23 protein-coding genes and 1 pseudogene are annotated in these 25,582 nt (G+C 43.9%); 11 read left to right on the top strand and 13 right to left on the bottom strand.

Translation table 11 applies throughout. The features are described from left to right. From BW947_RS05935 to BW947_RS05925, 3 genes and pseudogenes are all read right to left on the bottom strand, one after another. Positions 1–702, bottom strand: coding sequence for a potassium channel family protein (locus tag BW947_RS05935; protein WP_076497470.1), 702 nt, complete (start codon positions 700–702; stop codon positions 1–3). 46 nt (positions 703–748) lie between these two features. Continuing rightward, a pseudogene (locus BW947_RS05930) lies at positions 749–1,437 on the bottom strand (response regulator transcription factor). After that, positions 1,438–2,484: a sensor histidine kinase gene (locus BW947_RS05925; protein ID WP_076497468.1), complete on the bottom strand. Its 1,047-nt coding sequence runs from the start codon at positions 2,482–2,484 to the stop codon at positions 1,438–1,440. 361 nt (positions 2,485–2,845) lie between these two features. Between BW947_RS05925 and BW947_RS05920 the strand changes: the two genes are divergently transcribed. The 6 genes from BW947_RS05920 to mog all read left to right on the top strand — a co-directional run bounded on the left by BW947_RS05920 (position 2,846) and on the right by mog (position 9,282). Beyond that, entirely contained in the window at positions 2,846–4,057 is a 1,212-nt protein-coding gene (locus tag BW947_RS05920; RefSeq protein WP_076497516.1) for an NnrS family protein, read from the top strand. A 93-nt stretch (positions 4,058–4,150) separates the two neighbouring features. Beyond that, positions 4,151–5,461, top strand: coding sequence for an ammonia-forming cytochrome c nitrite reductase subunit c552 (locus BW947_RS05915; protein WP_083948146.1), 1,311 nt, complete (start codon positions 4,151–4,153; stop codon positions 5,459–5,461). A 263-nt stretch (positions 5,462–5,724) separates the two neighbouring features. After that, positions 5,725–6,462, top strand: coding sequence for a sulfite exporter TauE/SafE family protein (locus tag BW947_RS05910; RefSeq protein ID WP_076497465.1), 738 nt, complete (start codon positions 5,725–5,727; stop codon positions 6,460–6,462). 163 nt (positions 6,463–6,625) lie between these two features. Further along, positions 6,626–7,090, top strand: a complete 465-nt coding sequence (locus tag BW947_RS05905; protein WP_076497463.1) for an NlpC/P60 family protein — start codon at positions 6,626–6,628, stop codon at positions 7,088–7,090. 32 nt (positions 7,091–7,122) lie between these two features. Then, positions 7,123–8,586 (top strand): MFS transporter, encoded by a 1,464-nt coding sequence (locus BW947_RS05900; protein WP_076497461.1) that lies wholly within the window; start codon positions 7,123–7,125, stop codon positions 8,584–8,586. A 162-nt stretch (positions 8,587–8,748) separates the two neighbouring features. After that, complete coding sequence (mog, locus tag BW947_RS05895; protein ID WP_076497459.1) at positions 8,749–9,282, top strand: molybdopterin adenylyltransferase; 534 nt, start codon at positions 8,749–8,751, stop codon at positions 9,280–9,282. Between the two features lie 88 nt (positions 9,283–9,370). Here the strand turns inward: mog and BW947_RS05890 are convergent, their stop codons facing one another. From BW947_RS05890 to BW947_RS05880, 3 genes are read right to left on the bottom strand one after another with little or no spacing between them, the layout of a single operon-like run. Beyond that, the gene (locus BW947_RS05890) at positions 9,371–10,564 is read right to left on the bottom strand and encodes an ABC transporter permease (RefSeq protein ID WP_076497457.1); all 1,194 of its coding nucleotides are present in this window, start codon (positions 10,562–10,564) and stop codon (positions 9,371–9,373) included. Then, complete coding sequence (locus BW947_RS05885; RefSeq protein ID WP_076497455.1) at positions 10,561–11,295, bottom strand: ABC transporter ATP-binding protein; 735 nt, start codon at positions 11,293–11,295, stop codon at positions 10,561–10,563. The genes BW947_RS05890 and BW947_RS05885 overlap by 4 nt, the downstream gene beginning before the upstream one ends. 3 nt (positions 11,296–11,298) lie before the next feature. Then, positions 11,299–12,885, bottom strand: a complete 1,587-nt coding sequence (locus BW947_RS05880) for an alpha/beta hydrolase (RefSeq protein ID WP_076497453.1) — start codon at positions 12,883–12,885, stop codon at positions 11,299–11,301. 438 nt (positions 12,886–13,323) lie between these two features. Between BW947_RS05880 and BW947_RS05875 the strand changes: the two genes are divergently transcribed. The 3 genes from BW947_RS05875 to BW947_RS05865 all read left to right on the top strand — a co-directional run bounded on the left by BW947_RS05875 (position 13,324) and on the right by BW947_RS05865 (position 16,483). After that, positions 13,324–15,132, top strand: a complete 1,809-nt coding sequence (locus tag BW947_RS05875) for an AMP-dependent synthetase/ligase (RefSeq protein ID WP_076497451.1) — start codon at positions 13,324–13,326, stop codon at positions 15,130–15,132. Between the two features lie 265 nt (positions 15,133–15,397). Beyond that, positions 15,398–15,808, top strand: coding sequence for an acyl-CoA thioesterase (locus BW947_RS05870; protein ID WP_076497448.1), 411 nt, complete (start codon positions 15,398–15,400; stop codon positions 15,806–15,808). 126 nt (positions 15,809–15,934) lie between these two features. Further along, the gene (locus tag BW947_RS05865; protein ID WP_076497446.1) at positions 15,935–16,483 is read left to right on the top strand and encodes an HPP family protein; all 549 of its coding nucleotides are present in this window, start codon (positions 15,935–15,937) and stop codon (positions 16,481–16,483) included. A gap of 19 nt (positions 16,484–16,502) precedes the next feature. Here BW947_RS05865 and BW947_RS05860 read toward each other — a convergent pair whose 3' ends face one another. Both BW947_RS05860 and BW947_RS05855 read right to left on the bottom strand, forming a co-directional pair. Beyond that, on the bottom strand, positions 16,503–16,766 hold the full coding sequence (locus tag BW947_RS05860; protein WP_076497444.1) for a GNAT family N-acetyltransferase: 264 nt from the start codon (positions 16,764–16,766) through the stop codon (positions 16,503–16,505). A 68-nt stretch (positions 16,767–16,834) separates the two neighbouring features. Then, positions 16,835–17,263, bottom strand: coding sequence for an acyl-CoA thioesterase (locus BW947_RS05855; protein ID WP_076497514.1), 429 nt, complete (start codon positions 17,261–17,263; stop codon positions 16,835–16,837). 448 nt (positions 17,264–17,711) lie between these two features. On the opposite strand from BW947_RS05855, the gene BW947_RS05850 reads away from it, so the two are divergent. After that, a complete protein-coding gene (locus tag BW947_RS05850) occupies positions 17,712–18,815 on the top strand; it encodes a hypothetical protein (protein WP_076497442.1) in 1,104 nt (367 codons plus the stop codon). 76 nt (positions 18,816–18,891) lie between these two features. Here the strand turns inward: BW947_RS05850 and mtnC are convergent, their stop codons facing one another. Then, complete coding sequence (mtnC, locus tag BW947_RS05845) at positions 18,892–19,572, bottom strand: acireductone synthase (protein WP_076497440.1); 681 nt, start codon at positions 19,570–19,572, stop codon at positions 18,892–18,894. A gap of 382 nt (positions 19,573–19,954) precedes the next feature. Between mtnC and BW947_RS05840 the strand changes: the two genes are divergently transcribed. Beyond that, positions 19,955–20,383 (top strand): hypothetical protein, encoded by a 429-nt coding sequence (locus BW947_RS05840; protein WP_076497438.1) that lies wholly within the window; start codon positions 19,955–19,957, stop codon positions 20,381–20,383. Positions 20,384–20,741: 358 nt separating this feature from the next. Here BW947_RS05840 and BW947_RS05835 read toward each other — a convergent pair whose 3' ends face one another. The 4 genes from BW947_RS05835 to BW947_RS05820 form a co-directional block, all read right to left on the bottom strand. Continuing rightward, entirely contained in the window at positions 20,742–22,619 is a 1,878-nt protein-coding gene (locus BW947_RS05835; RefSeq protein ID WP_076497436.1) for a DUF885 domain-containing protein, read from the bottom strand. A gap of 190 nt (positions 22,620–22,809) precedes the next feature. Continuing rightward, entirely contained in the window at positions 22,810–23,406 is a 597-nt protein-coding gene (locus tag BW947_RS05830) for a Crp/Fnr family transcriptional regulator (RefSeq protein ID WP_076497434.1), read from the bottom strand. A gap of 194 nt (positions 23,407–23,600) precedes the next feature. Then, positions 23,601–24,311 carry a purine-nucleoside phosphorylase gene (gene deoD, locus BW947_RS05825; protein WP_076497432.1) on the bottom strand — a complete coding sequence of 237 codons (711 nt, stop codon included), beginning with the start codon at positions 24,309–24,311 and terminating at the stop codon, positions 23,601–23,603. A 15-nt stretch (positions 24,312–24,326) separates the two neighbouring features. Beyond that, complete coding sequence (locus BW947_RS05820) at positions 24,327–25,547, bottom strand: NupC/NupG family nucleoside CNT transporter (RefSeq protein WP_076497430.1); 1,221 nt, start codon at positions 25,545–25,547, stop codon at positions 24,327–24,329. Between the last annotated feature and the right edge of the window lie 35 nt (positions 25,548–25,582).

Here is a 25,582-nt window from a genome sequence, read left to right as displayed (position 1 = left end):
TTACACCAACCTTGGTGCGAGGTATTTAAGTTCACTGCGGCTGCCACAAAGTAGCAAAGCGTCGTTGGTTTGTAGCACAAAATTGCCATCAAGCTTACTAAATACTGCCAGATCTCGCTTCACCATCACGGCCGTCACTTTGCCCTTAGGATTACGCTCTACATTCGTTTGGCTATCATCGGTACTGTCATCGAGGGTCGTCCCCAGTAACTTGGATAGAACAGTTTGGTCAAGGTGCGCTTTAATATGGATTTCAACCACATAAAGACCATCACCGATCGGCAAGAAATTACTTACCATAGGATAATTGAGCGACTGGGCAACGCGTATACCCATTTCTTCTTCTGGGTGTATGATGCGATCTACGCCGAGTTTAGACACAATTGTATGGTGCGCTTTAGTGCTGGCTTTGACCCAAATGACATTTACGCCCAAATTCTTAAGTGCCAAAGTGCATAGCAAGCTAGATTGCATATCTTTGCCAATGGCGACAAGCACCACGTCACTGCTGGCAAGGTCTAACTCCCGTAATGCAGTTTCGTCGGAGCAGTCGCAAATAACCGCTTCGGTTAGACTTTCAACATACTTTTCGACCATCTTGGGGTCACTGTCTACGCCTGTGACTGTGTGACCTAAGTGGATCAACTCATGGCTTGCCGCGACGCCAAATCGCCCTAAGCCAATAACGGTAAAGTGTGCCATACAAACATCCTTTTAAGATTTTTTGAAAGTTTTGATGAGAAAATGTTTATGACTGACTCGTGTCAGTTAAGCGATACCCTAAGCCTGCTTCAGTCTTTATGAGTTGTTGTTCAGTGCTATCGTTGAGTTTTTTACGTAACTGACTGACTAAAATCCGCAGATAGTGGCTGTCTTGTTGATGGGTTTCACCCCAAATATCCCGTAATAATTCGGTTTGTTTAACTAACTGACTCGGGCGGGACATTAAGGTCTCAATCAGCGCAAATTCCTTTTTGGTTAAGGCTATTTCTTGTTCATTGAACCAAAGCTGGTGGGTGCTTTTTTGCAGCTTAAGTGTGCCAAACAGCAGTACATCACTCAGGGGGATTCATCCACTAAGTCGCGAACTAATACCTTGATGCGTGCGATTAACTCTCTGATCCCAAATGGCTTACTGAGATAATCATTTGCGCCTGCTTCCAATAGGCGGATTTTCTCTTCCTCTTGATCGCGGGCGGTTAAGATAAGCACGGGCACTTTGTTACTCTGACGTAGGGTTTGCAGTAAGGTGATGCCGTCGCCGTCGGGTAAACCAAGGTCTAGCACCAATACGTGTGGCTGCTGCGCTTCATATTGCGCTAAGGCAGAGGCAATCGACGCCGCACCGAAATATTCAAAGCCTTCCGCTTCTAAAGATATGCGCATAAAAGTGTGGATTTGCGCTTCGTCATCAACAACTAGCACCTTATAAGCCATTTATTGCTCTCTTTTTTTAATCGGTAAAGCGATGCGAATAAGGCTGCCCTTGGAGGCGGGCTCGGCGCTGATCTGGCCGCCATGGGCAGTAATAATGCCTTTAGCGACAGCCAACCCAAGACCCGCGCCGCCATCAGTTGAAGGATGTTGGCGATAAAACAGTTCAAAAATAGCCATTGCCTCTGCGGGGGCGATGCCTACGCCCTCATCTTGAATATCTAACTGCAACACATCGCCCTGTTGGTAAGCCGTTACTGTGACGGGTTTATCTAAGGGCGAATAGCGCAGTGCGTTATCCAGTACATTAAAAATGGCCTGTTCAATCAATGAGCTGCTGATCATCAGTGGCGGCAGTTCAGCCGTGCTGTCGATAATGATTCGCGGCTGGGCGGCGGGAAAGCGGCCAATTGCTTGGTGTAATACATTGATAATCGTGTTTTCACTGAGGCTAAATTTAAGCGCACCGTGTTGTAACTTAGTGGCTTGTAAAAGGTTTTCGATATATTGATGCAGACGATGGCTTTCACTGGCGGCACTATCAATTAATTCATCCTTTTGCGACGCACTGAGCTTAGGCATGTATTCTTTCAATGTAGTCAGCGTGCCGATTATGGTTGCCAGTGGCGTGCGTAAATCATGTGAAACTGACAATAAAATGCTGTTGCGTAACTGAGCCTGTTCGAGTGCTGCTTGCTGGCGGCGGTAATGTTCAGCCAATTTGCTGGTAGTGAGGGCGACCAGTAAAAACACCGTTAAATTGAGAATGTCCTCAAGATTGAACATCTGTAGCGAATAGCGCGGCGTGGTAAACAGAAAATTAAAACTAGTTGCCTCAAACACTGCCGCAAAATAGGCAAAGTTGGCATTACACTGCAAGGCTATGGCGACCACGGCCAATTGTAAAACGAGCAACACAGCGATGGTAGAAGCCGAAAAATAGTCGATAAACACACTGCTAAAAATCGTAATCACTAACACAATGAAGGTAAATAAAGTGGGGCGGGCACGCCAGTACTGGGTCAAAGCTGCCTTTGTTAACAATGTCATGGAGTTGATAATGGTGTAATAGAAGTTAGTTTTACTCTAACAAAGCTATTTTAAGATAGCGCGTAAAAAAGTCGTAAAATTTTTAGGATGCTGACTTTATAAGTTTGTATTGCGTATCCGTAAACTCAGCCGTTAATAATACAAAAACTCTACCGTCCATTGTTGCGCGGTAAAAGTGCTTAACGAGAGTTATATCCTTGCACAATGTAGCTATCTTCAAATTGAAAACGTTGAACTTTGGGACATGGGTTCCAAAATCTAAGACCTAGTTTGAATTAAATAAGATTTCAGTACAGTATAAGAATCATATAAAAAACATCTTAAGTGTGCTCGCGATAATTAAGCCACTGAGTTAATTATGATGCTAAATATTGATGACCCTCAACAAATTGAACGTATTCCCGCGCTGTGGCGATTAGCCTTTAGGCCATTTTTTTTGGGAGGCGCAATATTAGCCGCACTCTATATTCCGCTGTGGTTATTAACTTGGTTTACTCCGCAATATAGTTTTTTTCCGCCCAATTTCTGGGCCATTATCTTGCCGTTATGGTGGCATCCACATGAGCTGCTATTTGGTTTTGCAATGGCGATTGTGTGTGGTTTTTTACTGACGGCCGTTCAAAGCTGGACTAATCAACCGGCATTAAAAGGCTGGCCACTTGCGCTGACGTTTAGCTGCTGGTTATTGGCTCGATTGTTACTGTTACTTCCAATGCAAGTACCACTGATTTTACCGGCATTGTTTGATTCGTTATTCCTTGGTATGGCAAGTCTTGCCTTGTGGCGCAGTATTTATAAAGTAAAGCAATGGCGTAATATTGGCTTTCCTATCATGTTGTTAGTCGCGTTAGTGATTAACAATGTTAGTTACTACGCTCTATTTGAGCGAGATTTTATTTTTGCCCATCAGATCTGGCAGGCAATGTTGTGGTGGTTTGCGTTACTGATCACCATAGTGGGTGGACGCGTGATCCCCTTTTTTACCGCAATGCGCATTAAGGCGACAAAAGCTGAACCATTACCTTGGGTTGAATATCCGCTGCTTGCGGTGATGATTTTACTGGTGATCCAAGCACTTTTTGAACCACTTTCGTTGGAAATAGAGCGAAGTTTATTGCTGATCGCAGGGCTATTACAGTTAATCCGATTTGCCCGTTGGTTACCTCATAAAACACTAAAGGAACCTATGTTGTGGTCCTTACATGTTGCCTATTTTATGCTTCCCGTCAGTTTATTAGCCATGAGTTGGTATCTCGATAATGAATATGCTTATCGCAGTTTACTGCACCTATTTGCGATAGGTTGTATGGCTACCTTGTGTCTTTCAATGATTTCTAGGGTGTCACTTGGGCATACGAGCCGAAATATTTATGAGGGCCCCAAAATGATATTGGCCTTTATTTGTTTGCCTTTAGCGGCAGTATTCAGAGCATTAATGCCTATCTGGTTTCCGGCTGACACCCAAGTCTGGTTATGGTTAGCCGCTAGTTGCTGGTTTATCGCATTTGCTATGTTTGTATGGCATTACATACCCATACTCACTCGCCCCCGTATTGATGGGCGACCAGGTTAAAATTGAGATTAGAATAAAGGAGATATAGTGGAAATTCATTTTAAAACAGTCACATTGTCAAAAATAAAGATTTATTTGATTGGCTCGCTGGCCATGGCGACATTTACCACTTTGGCCGCTTCTGATGCGAGCAATCAACAACAATTTCCTAATCAATATCAATCTTGGCAGGCAACATCCGAGCAGGTTGAGCGCGAGGATATGCTCGCCAATTATCCCGCCAGTATCATACTTTGGGCAGGATCTTCTTTTGCAAAAGAGTATCACAGCCCACGTGGACATCAATTTGCTGTTGCCGATGTAGCACACACCTTACGCACGGGTGTGGCACCAGAACCCGGTGAAAAAGGTTTATCTGCCAGTTGCTGGACCTGTAAAACGCCTGACGCACCTCGACTAATTGAGGAACTGGGTTTTGAAGGATACTCAGCCAAAAATTTTACCGATCTCGGTAAAGAGATCCAAAGCGTTGTTTATTGCAGTGATTGTCATGAGTCAGGTTCTAAAAAATTAGCCTTACCGCGTCCCCATGCCCAAGATGCAATGGCTAAAATTCAGCTACCTTTTGACAAACAAGATACCAACATGCAGGGCGCTCAGGTATGTGGTCAGTGCCATGTGACTTATTATTTCCGTCCAGAAAAAAGTAATGTGGTTAATATTCCGTGGATTTTTGGTAGCACTGCCGATGATATTGAAAAATACTATGATACTCGTCGCTTCTTCGAATGGATCCATCCCATATCAAGAACGCCCATACTTAAAGCGCGTCATCCAGACTTTGAGCACTGGAGCCGTAGTAAACATGCTGAAGTGGGCGTAACTTGTATTACTTGCCACATGCCAACTCAGCAAGATGCCAAAGGCGTTGAGTTTACCAGCCATAAAGTGGATAAAGCCTTACCGCATTTTGATAGTAGTTGCAGCAGCTGCCATAGCAGCAAAACTAAAATTGAAGCTAAGCTAGCGGCTAATAAATTAACCATTGAAACCAAAGCCCGTGAAGTAGAAGGCTTGTTAGTTAAGGCTCATTACGAGGCCAAAGCGGCATGGGATGCTGGCGCTAAATGGGAGCAAATGAATGCGCCTATTATGGCGATACGCCACGGCCAATGGCGATGGGATTTTGCCATGTCTTCACATGGTTTATATGCCCATAATCCCACCGAAGGTAAGCAATTGTTAGATAAAGCTTTTGAGCAAGCAAGTGATGCGCGTCAGCAACTCGCCGGGATATTAAAACAATTGAATGTTACTCAAGTGAGTTATCCAGATATCAGTACTAAACAAAAAGCCCAGCAAGCGATAGGCATAGTTGAGGCTGACTTAGTTAAAGAAAAACAGAAGTTTATTGAAGAAGAAATCAATAAAAACTGGCATCCCGTGGCTAAGTTTGGTTATTAGATAATTTAAGGCTGATAGAGATTTTTAATGATTTGTTATTTGAATCATTACTATAACAACCACCTCTCACCTTAGTGTTAGCACCTCAAATTATGTCTAGGCACAGATAGTTAAGCCTTAGCAAAACCCGAAGCCACATAGCTTCGGGTTTTTTATTTCAGGTTAAATAGATTCATTTGTATTGACCCAGCCATGTTTGCTCGATAGTTTTTATCACTGCAACAATAACTTGTTAGCCTTAAGGCATTATTCAGGGTGTGGTGATGTTTACGGACGCGCTTTTTTGGTTAATCGCGATACCCGCCGTATTAATTACGGGTATTTCTAAATCGGGTTTTGCGGGTGGAGTCGGCGGGTTAACTGTCCCACTATTGGCGTTAACGATTAGCCCAACTACAGCGGTCGCTATTATGTTGCCGTTACTAATCTATATGGATTTTTTAAGTGTACGTTCATGGTGGGGACAACATAATCCGCATCATTTACGGATATTATTACCTGCGGCAATTGCGGGTATCATTATCGGTTATTTGCTGTTTGAACGCTTGAATGAAGACTATTTGCGGGCTATTTTGGGTTGCGTGTCACTGGGATTTGGTTTGTATGGTTTGATTCTTGGGGATAAAACTCAAGCAACCCCTTCCTTCTTGGTTGGGCGGCTTTGTGGTTTAATCGCAGGATTTACCAGTTTTGTTGCTCATGCGGGCGGCCCACCACTCAATGCGTATTTACTGCCATTACGCTTAGCTAAATCTGAATATTTAGCCACAGCGGTGGTATTTTTTGCAGTAGTGAATGTGGTTAAACTCATTCCCTACAGCTTACTTGGGCAGATAACCCAAGAGAATATTATCGTCTCATTGTTACTCGCGCCACTCGCGTGGTTAGGCGTAAAGCTGGGATTATTTATTCAGCATAAAATTTCTGATAGGTTATTCAAGCGTATCATTTTGATTTTAATGGTACTGGTGGGGGTGCGTTTATTATGGACAGCATTCTAAATTTAAGCTTTAGGTTATCTAAGTCTGCTAAAGTGCTGTGATGTTTGAGTGTAGAGTGCTGCGGTATTAGGTTATTTTAGTGTTTGAGCGACTCTTAAGCTGAATTTTCTGATAGAAACTAAATGACTTTACTGTGAAATCTGCCTGCAATGAGTTAATGCTAATGAAACAATTACTGATAGTTATCTTAGCCTTAGGACTTGGTGCTTGTGCTAGCGCGCCAGAGCCTAAGCCTGTGGTAAAGCAAGTTGAACCGGTCTCGGTGTGGAACGATAGTAGTATCTCTGCACTGCATTCTGAGTGGCGCGGTGTACCTTATCGTATGGGCGGCGGCACTAAAAAGGGCATAGATTGCTCGGCTTTTGTTTCTGTTGCTTATCAAAAGATGCTAGGTCTAACACTGCCACGTACGGTCGAAGAACAGCAAGCCCTTGGTAAACCGATACCACGAAGTCAGTTACGCAAAGGTGATTTAGTATTTTTCAAGACAGGTTGGAGTTCGCACCACGTCGGTATTTACGTCGGCGATGACAGTTTTCTGCATGTGTCTACTAGCCAAGGGGTGAAAATTTCAAGTTTACATAACAGTTATTGGGCATCTAAGTATTGGAATGCACGGCGTATTTAATTCCACTATAGCCTTACGATAAGTAGAGAAGCATGCCACTAGAGCCTACGTTACCCCAGAGCGAGCCTTTACCCACTTCCGTTTTCCTTGCTATTTTTTCGGCGGTTTTTTTGCCTATGTTTCTGGCAGCGGTCGATCAAACCTTACTCGCCACAGCCACACCTGCGATTGTTGAAGATCTTGGCGGCCTGCGCCAAGCCTCGTGGATCACTATTGGTTATATGCTCGCGATGGCGGCTTCGGTGCCGATTTATGGCTGGTTAGGGGATAACTTTGGCCGCGCAAAAATCTTGATGATCGCCATCGTGGTTTTTGCCTTGGGTTCTATCGTTTCCGCAAGTGCGAGCACGATGGACCATATGATCGCCGGACGCATCTTGCAGGGTATGGGCGGTGGCGGCTTAATGAGTTTGTCTCAGTCATTGATTGGTGAGTTAGTGCCTATTCGTCAACGGCCGCGTTTTCAAGGCTATTTTGCCGCTATGTTTACCCTCGCTAGCGTTGGCGGCCCTGTTATTGGCGGCTTAGTGGTGCACGCTTATTCATGGCACTGGCTATTTTGGGCGAATATTCCACTGTCCATACTGGCAGTATGGCGGCTCAATAGTTTGCATAAACGCAGTGTTAAACCCATACGCCAAGGCCAGTTTGACTTAGTGGGCGTGGTGTTATTTCCGCTCATTATCACAGCACTATTATATTGGTTATCGGTTGCGGGACAGGAGTTTGCGTGGCTTTCAGTGACCAGTTTAGGCTTTGCCGTATTTGTCGTTTTAAGCTCTTTAGGATTGATCGTGTGGGAGCGGCGACGGGCGAGCCCATTTTTGCCGTTAGATTTACTCGCCAATAAGGCGGTGTATATGCCGCTGCTGACTGCAGCACTGTTTGCGGTCTGCTTATTTGCGATGATCTTCTTTTTACCGATTTATTTGCAAGTGGGGTTACATATTAATCCCGCCCAAACCGGTTTACTGCTATTGCCTATGACGTTCGGTATTGTAATGGGGTCGACGATGACAGGCCGCTTGTTAAGCAAAGATGTGGCACCTAAATGGTTACCGACTTTTGGTATGGGATTAGCCTGTATTGGATTGTTATTAATCAGTTTTGTACCGCCAAATGCCAATGTGATTGGCGGTTTAGGTGTGTTAGTTGGCATTGGTTTAGGTACAGTAATGCCGAGCGTACAGCTAGTAGTACAGAGTGTGTCTGGCAAAGCGCGGCTCAGCCAGATAACCGCTATGGTGTCACTGTGTCGCTCGATGGGCGCCGCCATTGGTACTGCACTATTTAGTGTGCTGCTTTATAGTTTGTTACCGCTAACGGATGCTGAATTTGGTATCGATGCAATAAGAAAATTGCCAATAGAGACGGTGCATCACGCCTTCCAGTATGGATTTATGGCTGCAGCAGGGGTGGCACTTTGTGCCGCGATCGTCGGTTTTTTATCGCCAGCGACTGCATTAAAAGATCACGATAGCGAAACGGCGCATTAAATGCGAGCAAGCTGAGTTTAAGCGCCAATACGTGACGAATGTCGACTTGCCGCAGCACATTGAACCGCATATTTATGTTATTTTAGCCGCAGAGAATATAGCAGAAGCCGTTGTTATTTATACAATGGGCAAGTCATACATTGACGTTTGGGGAATGGGATTATGAGCAAAGCAAAAATCGGTATTGTGACGGTAAGTGATCGTGCTAGCGCGGGGATTTATGAAGATATCTCAGGCAAGGCGATTATCGACACGCTCAACGACTACCTCACCAGCGAGTGGGAGCCGATTTATCAAGTGATCCCCGATGAGCAGCATGTTATTGAAGCGACGTTGATCAAGATGGCCGATGAGCAAGATTGCTGCTTAATTGTCACCACTGGCGGCACTGGCCCAGCTAAACGCGATGTTACCCCTGAAGCCACTGAAGCGGTATGCGATCGTATGATGCCAGGCTTTGGCGAATTGATGCGCGCTGAGTCATTAAAATTTGTGCCGACAGCAATTTTATCGCGCCAAACCGCAGGATTGCGTGGCGATTCTTTAATTGTGAACTTGCCGGGTAAACCTAAGTCGATTCGCGAGTGTTTAGATGCGGTATTCCCCGCTATCCCTTATTGTATCGACTTGATGGAAGGGCCGTATTTAGAGTGTAACGAAGCGGTGATTAAACCCTTTAGACCTAAGGCAAAGTAATGTTAGGTCAATAACAAAAAGCCACTGAATATTCAGTGGCTTTTTGTTTTAATTGTTTTTTTTAGTCTCTATCGTTGATATGCCTCCTTTAAAGCCCAAAAATTACCCTTTCACTCTTGAGCGACCTTTCCATGCCAAAGGCGAGTAATACTGCAATGGCTAAGGTGCTGAGGGTCGAAACTAATAACTGCAACATGGGCAAGTCCTTACCTTTAATAAAGTCCATTAATGCTTGTTGCTGGCCCGATACGGGCAACCACTGCAGCATATCTGGCGCTATGTTGTAACTGGCGGCCATCGATAAAGCTAAGGGCACAAACAACACTATCGTTAGGTAGGATTGGGCCTCCTTAAAGGACTTTGCCATAAAAGACACAAATAGTTGTAAGCAAGCTGCCATTAGCGCAACAGGAATACCGACCACTAACATCAGCGCCATAAATTCACTGGTGATGTTGACGCTAAAACCTAATTCTTGCCAAGGTACAAAGGTATAGGCAATTTTGGATACCAGCAAAATCAGCACTAATCCCAAGAGGGCAAACAGACTCACAGCGATGATTTTCGATAACACTAACTGGCGTGTCGTGAGCGGATGGCTTAGTAATAGCGCCAAAGAGTTACGTTCACGCTCGCCGGCACTGGTATCGATCGCGAGGTTCATGCCCGAGATAAATACCGAGTAAATCATAGTGAAAATCGCGATACCTAAGATCATTCCACCCTTAGAGTCTGTCGTCGCTTGGTCGTGGATATTGACCTTAAGTGGCTGCATTACGCGGGGATCGATACCGCGGGCAATCAAGCGTAGGCTGCCCATTTCTGTACTGTAGGCTTGCAGTTGTCTTTCGAGTCTACGAATCGAGTTTTGCAGTTTCTCGTCTGAGTTATCGGCAACAATCGTTATCTCAGCACCTTTGCCTTGGTTCATTTGCGCGGCATAGTCGGTGCTAATAATCATTTCAATGGCTTTAAGGTCTTGTGTGTCAGCTCCATTTTCCGTCGATGCTTTAGCCGTGCTGTCTTTAACGTTAGCCGCTTTAATATTGCCTTGAGTAATACCTTTATTTGATAAAAAACGCACTAAATCTGGGGCATTATCGGGATTGGTGATGGTGATTTTTAAGTCATCAGGGCTGGTAAGCTGGCCAATCAGCACCATAAATAAGCCGCACATAATCAGCGGCGTGCCGATGGCGTAGTAGAGTCCTGCCATCACCGAGCGCTTATCACGGGCTGCATCAATGAGTTCCTTGCGTACCATTGCGATTATTTTATTCATGCTGCAATTCCTTCATCGGTACCGATAAGTTGGATAAAGGCTTCTTCGAGTGAATCTTTGCCCGTTTGTATACAAAGCTCGCTTGGGCTACCAATGGCCACCACTCGACCTTGCGCCATCACAATGACTTGATCACACAGAGCGGCAACTTCTTGCATCACATGGCTAGAGAAAAGTACGCAATGGCCTTGATTTTTAAGGTCGATAAGAATATCGCGCAGCAGACGAGTGCTCATTACGTCGAGCCCACGGGTCGGCTCGTCGAGGATAATATTACTTGGGCGGTGGACAATGGCCTGTGCGAGTGCGGTTTTCATCCTTTGCCCTTGGGAGAAACCTTTGCAGCGGCGATCGCTAATATCTTCAAGGCGCAATTTAGCAATCACTTGGCTGGTGGCCTCTTTAGCGTCTTTAGATGATAAGCCGCTCAGCTCGGCAAAATAGCGGATATATTCTCGTGGTGTTAAGCGCTCATACAAGCCAAAAGGATCAGGAAATAACCCGAGTTGCTGCTTAGCACCGATAGGGTCGATGGCGACGTCGATACCTTCTATTTCAGCTTTGCCGGTATCAGGTTTCAGTAAACCAAAAATAGTGCGTAAACAGGTGGTTTTACCCGCACCATTGGGGCCGAGTAAACCGGTAATTTGGCCATTTTTGGCGACGAAGCTTAAGTCATTGAGCGCCTGCACGTCACCGATGCGCTTGGAAAGATGGGATACTTTGATCATGGCTTACTCCTTGGCCTCAGTGCTGGCGTTATCATCCGTTGTCGTAGTTTTTACGCTGTTCGCATTAAGTGGCTCTACCGAGCTGGCATTTAAATAAAAGCTGCGGCGCACATCTTTCTTTAAACATTTGCCGTCAAGATCGCTAACTGAACCCGAGCGAACAAGATCGGCGATAAGCGTGTTGGCGCAGGATTGATAAGCGACGCCGTGGGTCGCGTAGGGCGCAATAAAGTGCTTGGCATTACTGAGTTTTTCCATTGCTAACTCGCCCCAACTGGGTGGTGTGGCAGGGTCTATTTCACCAGATAACAACAAGGTTGGGATATTGCTGCTGATAGGTTCGCTAAAGCTGTCAGCGACCGCGGGGACTTTCCATACTGCACAAGTGGCTTCTAAGCCTTCGAGCATAGTCTTACCCATAAAGGATTTTTTGGCCTGCTCGCGCATGGCTGGCGTAATACGGTGCATATCTTCACCACAGACCACCGATGCGTGCATGCCCATCGCCATACCGCCATTTTCTAGGGTAAGGGCGTATAAACCAAGAATGGGTTGGAAATTATGTTTCGCGGCTTGGTGAATCGCATGGGGTACTAAGGCGCGCACGTTAGCCTGATACAGCGCCATGCGAATCGAGCCATAGAATTTACCGCGCGTCATCGTCAGCATGGTTTTTTCACCGCTGACAGGATCGTAAACATTTTCCATCACAGGCGCCTTCGCGAGTGATGCGGCCACTTGGTCGAATTCAGTTTTAAGCTCTGGGAATTGCGTATGACAAGCGGCGGTTTCTTGGCAATCTTTAAACAGTAAATCAAAACCACGATCAATTGCCGCGCCGATTTCTAATACACTTTGCTGCATTGGCACTATGCCGTCTAAGGTGACTGTGGCTAAGTGTTCTGGATACAAACGCATGTAAAGTTGTGCCATACGCGTGCCGTAGGAAATGCCATACACATGCAATTTTTTATAGCCTAAATGTTGGCGCACCACTTCAAAGTCTTTAATCGCATTAAGGCTACCGTATTGGGTTACGTCGGCGTCGAGTTGCTCAAGGCATTTTTGTGCCTCAACTAAGGTATCAACATTGTCATCATCAAATGACAGTGGAGATTGCGCCCCTTCATCACAGGTCAATAGATTCGAACGGCCAGTGCCCCGTTGATCAATCAGTAAAATATCCCGCTGCTGGCGTACTTTACTGAGCATGGCATCAAAACCAGCGGCGTTGTCGATAGCCGATTGCCCCGGGCCGCCAGCAATGGCGAGTAAGGCTTCTTCATGGTTGACGTTTTTTACCGCGGGCAATACTACATAATGCACTTGGATCTGTTTGCCATCGGGTTTGTTAGGATTTTCTGGCACAGTCACAAAGCCGCAATTTAAACGGTCTGATACGCCATTAACATAACAAGTGTCTGTCTTACTTGCTGTTTTTTTATCTTGGCTGATAACATCACTCGCCCAAGTGGCTGTACTGGCGATAGTCAGCACAAGGACACTTAATATATCGCGAGGCTTTAACCTCATTGGCGCAAGACGCTGAACGGCTTGGTGGGACTTCCTATATGTCGTGCCGCGAATCATAAGCGCTTTCCTTTTTGCTGTTCAGGAGGAACTTTTGTTTAATTATAACTATATCAATGCATTAATATAGTGTGTGAAGCTAATGTTAGCGCTTTTAAATGTCAACGTTAGTCGTGGATAATTTACCTACAAACCATTATACGAACCAAAGCGTACGATTAATGGTGAGTGTCTATCTGTGCTGTTTTTGTGGCGTAATGGTTCACTGAATAGTTACTTTATATCGGATAGATTCTTGATGTTAATAGGACGGATTGTGTTGATTTTGTGCAAGAAAAGGCATTAAAAGGCAGGCGTGATACAAACCTAACTGAATGTTTATAGCGTGATTTAGGTTGCATTTGCACAAGATTAGAGCAAAAACTCTTAGGTTTTATTTAGCCTTCAGGTAGAATGCGAAAAAAGCGGTACACTTGTAAGCTAAAAGGTGAGTCACCTATGTCTCTCGAACAATATCATGTTATTCGACTATTACAGCAGCAGAGTCAGTCTTTAAAGGATGCTATCGCGCTGGAAGGTTTCGAAATGGCTGCGCCTTGGTATCAGGTAAGCTGGCAAGCATTCGATCACATTAGCAGTAAAATTGCACAAGTGTTGATTCAACTCGGCGTACAAGTGCAAGACCGTTGTATTATTTTGGCGCAAAACTGCCCGCAGTGGACCTGTGCCGATATTGGTACACTCAAAAGTCGTGCCGTTGTGGTGCCCATTTATCCCACCAGTACCCTTGAGCAGGCGAGTTTTATCGTTAACGATGCCGCCGCTAAAGTCATCTTTGTGGATGATGCTAAGCAATATGCGATGGCCTGTGATCTACAAAAATTATGTCCCAGTATAGAGCATGTCATTGTATTCGATGCCAGTGTGGCTCTTGCGGCTAATACGGTTGAGCAACACTGGCATTTAGACACTTTACTAGCAGCTAACGATGAGCTGGAGGCTGAACAGAAGGCCGAACTAAATCAACGTCTACAAGCGACTAATCTCGACGATTTACTCACCCTAATTTATACATCAGGCACGACAGGCGATCCGAAGGGCGTGATGCTGGATTACCGCAACATGGCTTCGACTATACGCCAACACGATCAAAAACTGGCTTTTCAGAGTGGTGATGTATCTTTGGCATTTTTACCTTTGAGCCATGTGTTTGAACGCAGTTGGAGTTTTTACGTTTTGTGCCGCGGCGGTCATAACGTCTATTTGCAAAATACCCAAAGAGTAAAAGAGGCAATTAGCGCAGTACGTCCACATACTTTGTGTGTAGTGCCGCGTTTCCTCGAAAAAGTTTACAGCGCCGTACAAGATAAAGTCACCAAATCACCAATTAGCCGTAAAAAGCTGTTTGCTTGGGCAATGCGTATCGGTCAACGGCAGTTTGAAGTTGCTCAGGGTCGCGCCAAAGGTGGATTGTGGCTATCACTACAAGGGCGTGTGGCGCATAAACTCGTATTTAGCAAGTTGCACACAGTGCTTGGCGGCCGGCTGAAGTTTATGCCCTGCGGTGGTGCGGCCTTAGATATTAATGTGGGTAACTTCTTCCACGCTATCAATATTCCAGTGCTATGTGGTTATGGCATGACAGAAACCAACGCTACAGTGACCTGCAACACTTTAGACAATCGTGTGCCAGGTTCAAATGGCCAACCTTTGCTGGAAACTGAAATCAAACTGGGTAAAGATGACGAGATCCTCGTGCGCGGCGCCGCTGTGATGCGTGGCTATTACAATCGCCCAGAAGATACCGCCGCCGCCTTTGAGGATGGTTGGTTAAAAACCGGTGATGCAGGGCGTTTAGATGCTAACGGTAACCTATTTATTACCGACCGCATTAAAGAGCTGATGAAAACCTCCAACGGTAAATACATTGCGCCTCAAAGAATTGAAGGTGCTGTCGGCTGTTGTCCTTTTATCGAACAAGTGGCCATTATTGCCGATGCTCGTAACTATGTGACCGCCTTGATTGTGCCTGCGTTTGAGTCTCTGGAAACGTGGGCAAAAGACAAGGGCCTTAAGTATGAATCACCTTTAGAATTACTACGCCACAGCCACGTAGTCGCGCATTTTGAGCAACGTCTGAAGCAGTTACAGCATGAGTTAGCAGGTTTTGAGCAGATCAAAAAGTTCACTCTATTGCCCGATGCGTTTTCGATGGAAGCAGGGTTAATCACCCCAACACTTAAGTTACGGCGTAAGATGATTTACCATAAATATGCTCACGAAATTAATGCAATGTACAACAACTGATTCTTAAGTAGTTGTTACTAAAGGCCGCTATGCGGCCTTTTTGTTTTTCATTTTAAGCGCTGAGCTAGGCCTGTTTTGGGTTTGTTTGGACGTTTGGGTCTGTTAGGCTATGTATAAATATGACTGTGACTACTTAATTAAAGTCGCCAATAGTTTTCACGATAGATAACATTGTACCAAACCCTGTTCAGCCATCAGGGGTCACCCGTCAAACTTAAATTACCCTGTAGTTGATTTATAAATAACAATAAAAAAGGAAGTGTACATGTCAGTTACTGAATACAGCCTCGAAATATCCCCAAGATTTACCGAAACCGATGGACTCGGTCATATCAACAACACGGTCATTCCTGTGTGGTGTGAAGCGGCGCGTCAACCTATCTTTGAGATATTTAATCCAGAGTTGGATTTACAGCATTGGAATCTTATTGTTGCTGGGTTTACTGTCGCTTTTATTGCCCCGACTTATTACGGTAAAGACGTGACGGTGAAAACCTATGTGAGTCGTATCGGTAATAGCAGCTTTGAAGTGACACAAACCTGTTGGCAGGCGGGAAATAAGACGGCAGAGGTCAAGACGACTCTAGTGCATTACGACTACAGCAGCGAAAAAAGTTGTCCTATCTCAGAGGATATCCGCGCAGTGCTAACGGGCTTGCAAGGTGAAATTATTTAATGTTTCGCTAATCTTGGTTAAGCGCAATTGCAATTGCGCTTATTTAACGTTAATTTGGCGCCCGCGAACTGTGATGCAGATCACTCATCTGTAATGCATTGATGATATTCAGCCCGGATTAACATAATGAGATTTTACTTTACCCGCATGCGCTCTAAAGATATTTGCCCACCTAGACAACCACTTAAGAAAATAGTGTGGTCATGGGTTGGCGCATTTTGTGGTATCTACCTAGTTGCTAGCCTTGCTTTCTATATCAGTGTAAACCCGATGGGTACTATGTTTGTGATTGGCTCGTTCGGAGCATCGGCAGTACTGGTGTATGGCGCACCCCTGGCAGAGTTTTCACAGCCACGTAATTTAATCGGTGGCAGTGTGTTGTCAGCATTAATTGGGGTTGCGGTTTATCAGCTGTTTACAGATTATATGGTGCTTGCCTGTGCTTTAGCGGTATCACTATCTATCGCGTTAATGTACCTCACACGTACTCTTCATCCACCGGGCGGCGCAACGGCATTGATTGCCGTGATTGGCGGTGAAAACGTGCATCAACTCGGTTTTCTCTACGCGCTAATGCCAGTGTTCCTCGGCTCAGTATTACTTTTATTGGTCGCGCTGGTGGTCAATAACCTCTCCACCGATCCTAAGCGCCATTACCCTGTTTATTGGATTTAGCAACGTTACTGTAAACGGATTATTTCAAAAATTTCTGCACATACCAGCAGCTGGCTTGGGTAGCCAAATCTTGGCTTTTGGCCCATTTAAGTCCGTGGCGAACTAAGCGTTCGGCAAGGCCTTTACCGCGCAGTTCGTTGGGGACAAAGGTGCGGCTAAAATCGATATCCTTGCCTGATAATTGGTATTCCAACACGGCTTCATAGCCATCGACAGGGATAATAAAACGCTGTCTATCCTTTTGATGTTCAATGGCTATCTCGATATTTTCGTTATCTGACATACATGCTTCCTCAAGGTATGGCTTAAAGTGTGCTGATAATTTATCTATGGGCGCAGATAGCTTAGCGCTTAAGCAAGTTCATGCTGTTTGAGGATCGACAGTAGTTCTACGGGTAACTCGGCCTTTTTGCCTGTTCTAAAGTTGAACATCACCGCGACGGAAGTCCCTAGGGTTGTCACAGCCTGTTGCTGTTTACTAAAAGCCTGATAATGCATGGTAAATCTATCGCTGTGAATATCGCTAATGCTGACACTCACTAATAGAGTATCGGGGAAGGTCACTGGGCGTTTATAGCGGGCCTGATTTTCGCTGATCACAGGGCCAATACCTGATTTATATAAGCTATCTAACGGAAAGAGGCGATTAAAAAAGTCGATACGCGCCGTCTCAAAATAGCGGAAATAAACCACATTATTCACATGTTGCAGAGCATCCATTTCGCCCCATGCCACGGGGATTTGAGTGACGATGGGATTGATTGCAAGAAACTTTTCCATTGCCTGCTGTTGTGCACCTTTTTGTGGGTGTTCTTGTATCTGTTCCATGATGAAAATCTCTAGTTGAAACGTTCGTTTAAGGCAGCCAGACTAGCAGTATAAAATAGCAACGACAAGGCTTGTCCCGTACAGCAACTACTATTAACAATGGCGAGTTTAATAAATATTAATAACGTTTTTAAATAGTTATGGTAAGTTACCTTTATTGAGATGTGATGGCGACAATTTTTTTGGCGATAAAAGAAACCAGGTTACCTATTATTAAGCCTATCTAAACTGCCTTGAATAGCGTCATGAAATAGTCTTGTTTATCGTATTGTGTTTTAGACTAAATGTGAGTCGTTGTTAGCCATTTACTAGAGCCGTTGGGATGACGATCGTCACTGGTCTGGTTTATTACAGTGGCCATTGATGCGCGCTTAATCGTTAGTGGAGCAAAAAATTAATTATGAATTTGAGTGGTTATGCTGAATCTGTTCGCGAATATTTGCGGCAAGTGACTTTTCCGTCACCGAGTAAGCTCCAATTAGGATTGAGCAAGCTATGGCGTTACATCAGCCAAGGCATTGCTCGGCTATCCTTTGCACAAAAGTTATATCTTATTGCCTTGATATTAGCTTTCAGTGGCGATTTGATGGGCATGGTCGCTGTGATTGCCGTGATAGCGATGGCCGTTGAATTTTGGCCTGTGTTTGAGCGAGTCTGGCACAGCTTGGCGGGCAAAGCGGTGTTACTGCTGTTTTATGCCATTATTGCCAACTTTGCTTTAGGTTGGTCTGGCGCAATCGTGAACGAAGTGATTGGTGTGTCGGCAAGTGACCTCAACTATACCCATAACTTAGCGATTTTACTTTATATGCCCGCGTGGTTTTTGATGGTGAGTGCGGTTGTGCTGCTGGCATTGCAGTTGATTATTCCAGCCTATTTAGTGATGATTTTTTTGCTCAAGCCTTTGGGAATTAAATCATTACACATCACCTCGCATACTTCATTTCGTAAAACGACTTTTTTGATCCGTATCGTGTTGGCGACGGTGGTGCTATACCATTTGAGCCTATTAATTGATCTTGAAACCCGCATTCAGGCGACGTTGACTGATTTTATTAGTACAGCTCAACAAGTCTCAGAACATAACCCTAGCGATCCAACATTAGAGCTGCTGCCCAATGCGACCGATGTACTCACCGCGCCGATTGCTGAGCTAGCTAAAATAAAGCCTGAGCAAGAAGATGATAAGTTAGACCGTATATCAACGCCGCAAAATACTGAAGTGATTGAAGAAAAACGCGAAGAAGAGGAGCGCAAGCAAACCTATGCGTCACTGCGAGCACAATATCAATATCTGATGCGGCAGTGGCTGGCAACCTTTGCTTTTGCGCTTGAGGCCAATAGTCGCTCACGTTGTGAGAAGCCTGCAGAGTCGAATGTGGTCGAATTAAATGATTACGAGATTCTGCAAATCACGCCAGACAAAAATGCAGATTACGGTTATCGTTTTGAGGTAAAAAAGTGTATCTCGGCCGCATTTCCGCGTGAATCGGCGGGTAAATAATTCGCATATAAATAAAAGCGACCTGGAGGTCGCTTTTATTTATATGCGTTATGAGCTAAACCCCAGCAGGGCTGAATTAGTCAATAATCAGCTCATCGAAGCTGCTGATTTTGTAGCACTCGCCAGTACGTTGATGGCTATCGCGAACCATTTGGCAGGTCATCATGCCCGCGGCTTCAGCGGCCTTTAATTCTTCAATCACATCAGACACAAACAGCACTTGCTTGGGGCTTAAACTAATGGTGTTGAGGATATTACAGTATGCCTGTTTGTCTGATTTATGGCCCGTTCGGGTATCAAAATGGCCGTTAAACATCTCGGTTAAATCGCCGCCGTCACTATGGCTGAATAATAGTTTTTGCGCTTCAACAGAGCCGGATGAAAAGCTGTAAATACGCAAATTTTGCGCGCTATAACGTTTTATGGCTTCAATAAAGTCGGGGAAAATATGCCCAGTAAATTCACCATGTGCGTAGCCTTGCTTCCAGATTAACCCTTGCAGGGTTTTGAGCGGTGTGGCCTTACGATCTTCATTAACCCACTGCTGTAAAATCTCAGTGACGCGGGCTAAGTCGGCATTGGGTTCTAATGCGATCTCTCGGGTGTCACAAATACAGTTTTCAACCAATACATTGTGTTGGTTCTGCGCTAAAAAGTCTGGCAAGGCTTTGACAGAATAGGGGAATAGTACATCTTGGATAAAGTTTAGGTCTGTCGTGGTGCCTGCTGTGTCTACGACTATGGCTCTGATACCCATAATGTTTTGATACTCCACAATATGTTGGCTAAAAAAGTGCTACCTCGATCCTAAGCGTTATTGGCAATATTGGCTAGTCTATTTCGCCCAAGTAGATGGGCAAATTGTGGTCGATATCACTAAGCGGTAAAATTGAAATTTGATTAATCTAATAATTTTAAAAGCTTATCTGCTGAACATCTGAGAAAGCCCGCGCTTGATACTGCATTTTATCTATTTTTTCGCGCCCTATTTTGTGACGAACATAAGACTATGGTCTTAATAGCTAAGGGAAAATTAGGCTGCTATTGTAGTTAGCGCCTCGTTTCTACCTTATGTTGCGTAGACCGTCGTTTTTTTGGGTAATGCGGGGAAATTTTATGGGCAATAAGAGAGAGATTAAATGAAATATTTACCTGCTGTTGGTTTTGGTATTTTATTAGCTTTATTGAGTTTTATCAGCTTCTCATTAGTCGCTAGTGCGGGTTATATGTTAGACATGCTGAGCGGCGCACCAGATATTACCCAAAACAGTGCGGAGTATCTTTTGTTAGCGGCTCATGATGCGGGTTTACTGATATTGCTTGCGGGCCTAGTGCTTTATGCTTACCACAGGATATTTCCTACACTTCCCTTCGATTGGTTTGCCGCTGTCTTTATCCAAATGCCACTTGGTTTAGCAGTGCTGGTACTTGATGGTATTAACTTCAACTTACTGTCATTTAAAGGTTTTGCACTGACGTTGACCACCTTTACTGCCTCTTTTGGGGTGTTAATCATATTTTGGTTATTGCAGCGCAAAGCAAAACGCTTGCAGGTTAGTCATAGTTAATGAGCTTAAAGTTATAAAATATCACCTAGAGACAGTGCTAGATTGTTGTTGGATTTCCATTTTTTCTTGGGTAATTTTATTCATTGTTGATAGATGTACTTGTTTAGCGCTTTTATTGTGCACGAGCGATAAGTTGTTTTTATTGCCTATTTATCGCTAACAGAAATAAACGCGCCGGAGCAAGAATAAGTCTTCTCAAACCTTCCAAAACGTGAATATGAGTATCTGGCCAGCACGATAAAAAAGGGTCAACCGAGATAGCGGTTGCCCCTTTTTTGTATGTACAGCGTCAATATTGATGCATGTCATTGCGGTGCGATGAGTTATGAGCGGCGTGCTAGGTGTCAGCTAATTACGCTTAGACTGCTTTAACCGAAGCTAGCCACTGATTAATTTTTTGCTCCATCAAATCTAATGGTAAAGCGCCGTTTTCAAGCAGGCGGTCGTGGAACACTTTGATATCAAACTTATCCCCCAAAGCTTGTTTAGCTTTTTCACGTAGCTCGATAATTTTTAGCTCGCCGAGTTTGTAACCCAATGCTTGAGCAGGCCAAACCACGTAGCGTTCGATTTCAGCCGTAGCCTCGGAAAGATGAATACCTTCAGTTGTGACCATGTAATCAATTGCTTGTTCACGGCTCCAGTCTTTAGCGTGTATACCTGTATCGACCACCAAACGCACCGCGCGATGTAGTTCCGATTGTAAGCGGCCAATATCGTTGATGGGATTGTCAGCGTAAATACCCATTTCGGATGCTAAGCGTTCGGCGTACAAAGCCCAGCCTTCGCCAGCGGCATTAGAGTAAAAAATGCTACTGAGTAGTGGTAACTGGTCTGACAAACCTATGAGTGTTTGCAAATGATGGCCAGGGTTAGTTTCGTGGTAGGTTAAAGTTTGCAGCGAGTAAGAGGGTAATGCGGCCATATCGTACAAGCTTATCCAAAATGTTCCTTTACGTGAGCCATCTTGCGATGGGGCATCGTAAAGTGCACCGCTAGTTGATGCTGCACGACTATCCGGCACTGCTTCTACTGCGACTTCTTGAGCCGGTAAATGGCTAAACCACAGCGGCAGTTTGGCGTTTACCTGTGCAAGATCGGCATGAATATCGGCCAGTAACTGTTGTTTACCTTCAGCCGTATCTGGGTATAAATATTGAGGGTCGTTTAATAGCACCTGCATGCGCTCGCCTACAGTACCTTCGTTATAGCCGACCTTTTTTAGTAAACCGTCCATTTCTGTGCAAATGCGTGCCACTTCAGACAGACCAAGTTGATGAATTTGTTCGGCAGTTTTATCTGAGTTCGCCAGATGCTGAATCATGGTTTGATATAGTTTTTTGCCTTGGGGCAAGTGTCCGATACCAGCATTATGTGATGCCTTCGGGCGTATATTGTTGAGTGCGGAAATCAGTTGGCGCGTAGCAGGATAGTATTTGCTTTCGACCAATTCGGCGGCCGATTGCCCTAGTGCTTCACGGTCTGTTACCTCTGCAGTCAGTAATTTTTCGTTAAAACTGGTGACAAGTGGATGCTCAGCGGCCATGCCATTGAGTTGTTGCTGTAAGCTGGCAATCGTTTTATCGATGACAAAATCAGGTGGGATCACTCCCATTTGTGCATCTAAATTTAATTTATCGATCAACGTGCCCATCGCCGCAGGATACATGCTTAAACGGGTTAAATACGCCTTCGCTTCAGCACTATTGTTTACAGCAAACTTATCTTCCATATAACCAGGAAATTCAATATGCAGCCCTGATAAATGGCTAACTGTATAAGGTAAAAACCATACGCCGTATTCACCTAGTACAGTACCGTAAGCCACGGCCTTGGCAGGTAACAGTGCGCCTTTAATCTCTGACTTTATAGCATTAAGACTGATATTTTCTGAAGTGTTGAGTGTCGCAGTATCAATGGCATTTAGCTCATTTAATATTGCGTTAAGGCCTTTGCGCCGGTGGTTTTCACCAGATGGACTGTAGTTTGTAAGTTTAGACATGATGTTTTTACCCGCATCAATATCGGAGACGCCAAAATAGGTGGCAATTTCTGGTCTGAGGGCAAAATAGTGTTGAGTGATTACGGTTAATTGCTGTTTTAAATTTAGGCTGTGCCCAGCTGTGGTGGTGTTTTCGCCTAGCTTCGTTGCGGGCGTTTCAGTGTTGGTGGCGCTTGGTTCACCACAGGCGGTGACTAATAAACTTATCATTAAGATATTTATTATTTTTTTCATATGGTTACTCGTGAAATTAGACTCAGCATCAAAGTGATAGGAATGTTGCTGTTGAAATCGTATTTTGTGAGTAGAACATAAGATAGCTGTTCTGTCAGATATTAATCATTAACGTTATATAGATTGAATGACAGAGTCTTTATATTGCAGAAGATAGAGGGTAAGGCGTGGTAATAAACTAGGCTTGCGATTAAAGATCTATTATTTGGTAAAAAGGTTTATTTTTTATAATCTTCCCTTCTTGAATTAACTCATTAATAATACGTCGATATGAGCGCGTTGTAATACCGAGTTTTTTAGCGCCTAATGTGGAAGATAATTTAAACTGTTCTTCGTTAGCTAAGTTTTTTGCTTCTAATATTTGATTGATAATGCTGGCTTTAGTGGGTTGTGTGAGGTTACTAATAAGTTCGTGCATATTTCTATTGTATCGTTTAGTAATTAAAGAAGTAATATACATAAACATATCTGAATTTTTTTCTACAATTTTTATGAAGCTAGCTTTTGATATTCGATATAATGAACCTGATTTGTTAGATCTTACACTAAATAAAGAACTATTGTTTTCTTGGAAAAACTCCATCTCCCCTAAAAAACCAGTATAGTCATCTTCCACTTTTAGAATAAATTCATTACCACTTGAGTTGATATAAGATATTGTTAGGCTCGCATTCTCACAAAATAATAGTTCTGACACTTGCTTAGATTGTCTAAGTAAGTAGGTATTCTTACTGTACTTAATCTCTGCAATACCCATAGCCTTAACAATAGTAGTAATATCTTCCATAAGTATCTGTATTATATTCAATAACGTGTAATTTAACATTTAATTATACGCTTGCGGTATTGAATAGCAATCTATACTTAGAGATGTAATATTTTGGCTGTTAGTTGAGCGGTTTGACGTTATTTATATTTAATAAGTGGCTAAAGATATTAGCCACTTATTAATATTTATTTTATATAGCTACATGAAGTTAGTTATATTTTAAGTGCGGTTTCTAATGCGACTTTAACCATTTCGTGCAGATCGGTTCTGCGTTCATCAGCGGTTAAATACTCATGGCGAGTAATATGGTCTGTTACTGTGCACAGTGCGAGCGCGCGGCATTGATGTTCAGCAGCAAGTGTATAAAGCGCATTCACTTCCATCTCGACACCGAGCACGCCATATTTTGCCATTACAGTGTAATCATCTTCATTAGGGCGATAAAAGAGATCCGATGAAAATACATTACCGACTTTAAACGTAACTGAGGTTGTTTTTAATACCTCATAACACGCTTGTAATAGCTCAAAGTTTGCAATAGCGGCAAGGTCATGGTCTAAAAATCGAATTCGATTTGTTTTAGAATCCGTTGAGGCGCCCATAGCCACAATTAAATCTTTTAAGTGGATATTATCTGATATCGCACCGCAACTACCGACTCTAATAAAGTTTTTCACGCCAAAAGTGGTCATGAGTTCATGAAAGTAGATAGAGGCTGAAGGTGCACCCATACCATGGCCCATAACAGAAATAGCTTTAGATTTATATTTGCCTGTAAAGCCTAGCATTCCACGAATATTCGTGACTTCTCTAACGTCTTCTAAATAGGTTTCCGCAATGAGCTTTGCTCGTAGTGGATCGCCTGACATGATAATGGTTTCTGCAAAATCACCTGGATTTGCATTGATATGTGGAGTCGACATGTTTTACCTCAAAATTTATATTAAAGACACTAGGCCGCCAGCAATCGTGCCAGACATTAAATTGGCTAAAATCGCTGCTAAGAGAACTTTTGGACCAATTTGAGAGATAATTTCTCTTTTATCTGGACACATAGCAGCGATACCACCGACGACCATGGCAAGGGAGCCAATATTGGCAAATCCACACAGACTGAACACGACAATTGCCTGTGTTTTATCTGAAAGGGTGCTGGAGATTTCTAAAAAGTGGATGTAAGCAACAAACTCATTAATGGCAATCTTTTGGCCAATAATTGAACCCGCTTGTATTGCCTCTGACCAAGGTACACCCATTAAAAATGCCAGTGGTGACAGTAGGTAACCAATGATCATTTCTAGCGTAAGATTATCGATACTGAACAAGTGACCAAAACCGCCAAGGAGTCCGTTTAATAAAGCGATAAGCGCGACAAATGACACTAATAATGCGGTAACAGTGATGACTTGATTCATTCCCATTAATGAACCATCGGTAATGGCTTCGAGTAAACCTTTAGGTTGCTCAGCCGCATCGATTTCGATTTCATCTTTGACTAAATGTTGTTCCGTTTGCGGACACAGTAACTTGGCAAATAACAGACCCGCTGGCGCGGTCATAAAACAAGCGGTAAGAATATATTTAGGATCAATGCCTAAGTTGATGTAACCCACCATAGTGCCACCGGCAACACTGGCTAATCCGCCCGTCATCACGGCAAATAACTCTGAACGAGTCATATTTTTTACCAGTGGACGCACCATCGAAGGCGCTTCAATCGGGCCGACGAAGATATTGGCTGTGGCCGAGAGTGATTCTGCTTTACTGGTGCCTAATACTTTGGCAAGCGCGCCACCAATAATATTGATGACAAACTGCATCACCTTTAAATAGTACAGAACAGAAATTAATGCAGAGATAAATATCACGACACATAGGACGTTGATTACAAAAACGAACCCCACCTTATAATTGGCTAAGTCGCCAAAAACAAAGCTTAATCCCGCATTTGAGAAAGCGATAACACTGTTGACGCCACTACTCATGGCTTCAATAATGGTGACGCCTACTGGTACAAACATTACAAATGCACCCAGTAAAATTTGCAGTGTTAATGCACCCCCAATCGTTTTAAATTTTACATGGCGTTTATTCTCAGAGAATAAGTAACCAATCAAAATCAGAACAGCAACACCGATACAGCTCATTAGTGTAGACATAGGTCAATCCATCATTTTTGTAGAAGATCATTTTT

The sequence above is a fragment of the Shewanella morhuae genome (assembly GCF_900156405.1).
In the GTDB taxonomy this organism is placed as follows: Bacteria; Pseudomonadota; Gammaproteobacteria; order Enterobacterales; family Shewanellaceae; genus Shewanella; species Shewanella morhuae.
The sequence above is the reverse complement of the archived record's forward strand: the minus strand, read 5'-3'. Positions and strand labels throughout refer to the sequence as shown.

Bases quoted from the DNA above. Each gene is read 5' to 3' on its own strand.
- BW947_RS05890 (WP_076497457.1), bottom strand. From the start codon at position 10,564: ATGAATAAAATAATCGCAATGGTACGCAAGGAACTCATTGATGCAGCC.
- BW947_RS05925 (WP_076497468.1), bottom strand. From the start codon at position 2,484: ATGACATTGTTAACAAAGGCAGCTTTGACCCAGTACTGGCGTGCCCGC.
- BW947_RS05910 (WP_076497465.1), top strand. From the start codon at position 5,725: ATGTTTACGGACGCGCTTTTTTGGTTAATCGCGATACCCGCCGTATTA.
- BW947_RS05920 (WP_076497516.1), top strand. From the start codon at position 2,846: ATGCTAAATATTGATGACCCTCAACAAATTGAACGTATTCCCGCGCTG.
- BW947_RS05875 (WP_076497451.1), top strand. From the start codon at position 13,324: ATGTCTCTCGAACAATATCATGTTATTCGACTATTACAGCAGCAGAGT.
- mtnC (WP_076497440.1), bottom strand. From the start codon at position 19,572: ATGGGTATCAGAGCCATAGTCGTAGACACAGCAGGCACCACGACAGAC.
- BW947_RS05830 (WP_076497434.1), bottom strand. From the start codon at position 23,406: ATGGAAGATATTACTACTATTGTTAAGGCTATGGGTATTGCAGAGATT.
- BW947_RS05880 (WP_076497453.1), bottom strand. From the start codon at position 12,885: ATGATTCGCGGCACGACATATAGGAAGTCCCACCAAGCCGTTCAGCGT.
- BW947_RS05865 (WP_076497446.1), top strand. From the start codon at position 15,935: ATGAGATTTTACTTTACCCGCATGCGCTCTAAAGATATTTGCCCACCT.
- BW947_RS05860 (WP_076497444.1), bottom strand. From the start codon at position 16,766: ATGTCAGATAACGAAAATATCGAGATAGCCATTGAACATCAAAAGGAT.
- BW947_RS05935 (WP_076497470.1), bottom strand. From the start codon at position 702: ATGGCACACTTTACCGTTATTGGCTTAGGGCGATTTGGCGTCGCGGCA.
- mog (WP_076497459.1), top strand. From the start codon at position 8,749: ATGAGCAAAGCAAAAATCGGTATTGTGACGGTAAGTGATCGTGCTAGC.
- BW947_RS05855 (WP_076497514.1), bottom strand. From the start codon at position 17,263: ATGGAAAAGTTTCTTGCAATCAATCCCATCGTCACTCAAATCCCCGTG.
- deoD (WP_076497432.1), bottom strand. From the start codon at position 24,311: ATGTCGACTCCACATATCAATGCAAATCCAGGTGATTTTGCAGAAACC.
- BW947_RS05900 (WP_076497461.1), top strand. From the start codon at position 7,123: ATGCCACTAGAGCCTACGTTACCCCAGAGCGAGCCTTTACCCACTTCC.
- BW947_RS05885 (WP_076497455.1), bottom strand. From the start codon at position 11,295: ATGATCAAAGTATCCCATCTTTCCAAGCGCATCGGTGACGTGCAGGCG.
- BW947_RS05820 (WP_076497430.1), bottom strand. From the start codon at position 25,547: ATGTCTACACTAATGAGCTGTATCGGTGTTGCTGTTCTGATTTTGATT.
- BW947_RS05915 (WP_083948146.1), top strand. From the start codon at position 4,151: ATGGCGACATTTACCACTTTGGCCGCTTCTGATGCGAGCAATCAACAA.
- BW947_RS05840 (WP_076497438.1), top strand. From the start codon at position 19,955: ATGAAATATTTACCTGCTGTTGGTTTTGGTATTTTATTAGCTTTATTG.
- BW947_RS05870 (WP_076497448.1), top strand. From the start codon at position 15,398: ATGTCAGTTACTGAATACAGCCTCGAAATATCCCCAAGATTTACCGAA.
- BW947_RS05835 (WP_076497436.1), bottom strand. From the start codon at position 22,619: ATGAAAAAAATAATAAATATCTTAATGATAAGTTTATTAGTCACCGCC.
- BW947_RS05905 (WP_076497463.1), top strand. From the start codon at position 6,626: ATGAAACAATTACTGATAGTTATCTTAGCCTTAGGACTTGGTGCTTGT.
- BW947_RS05850 (WP_076497442.1), top strand. From the start codon at position 17,712: ATGAATTTGAGTGGTTATGCTGAATCTGTTCGCGAATATTTGCGGCAA.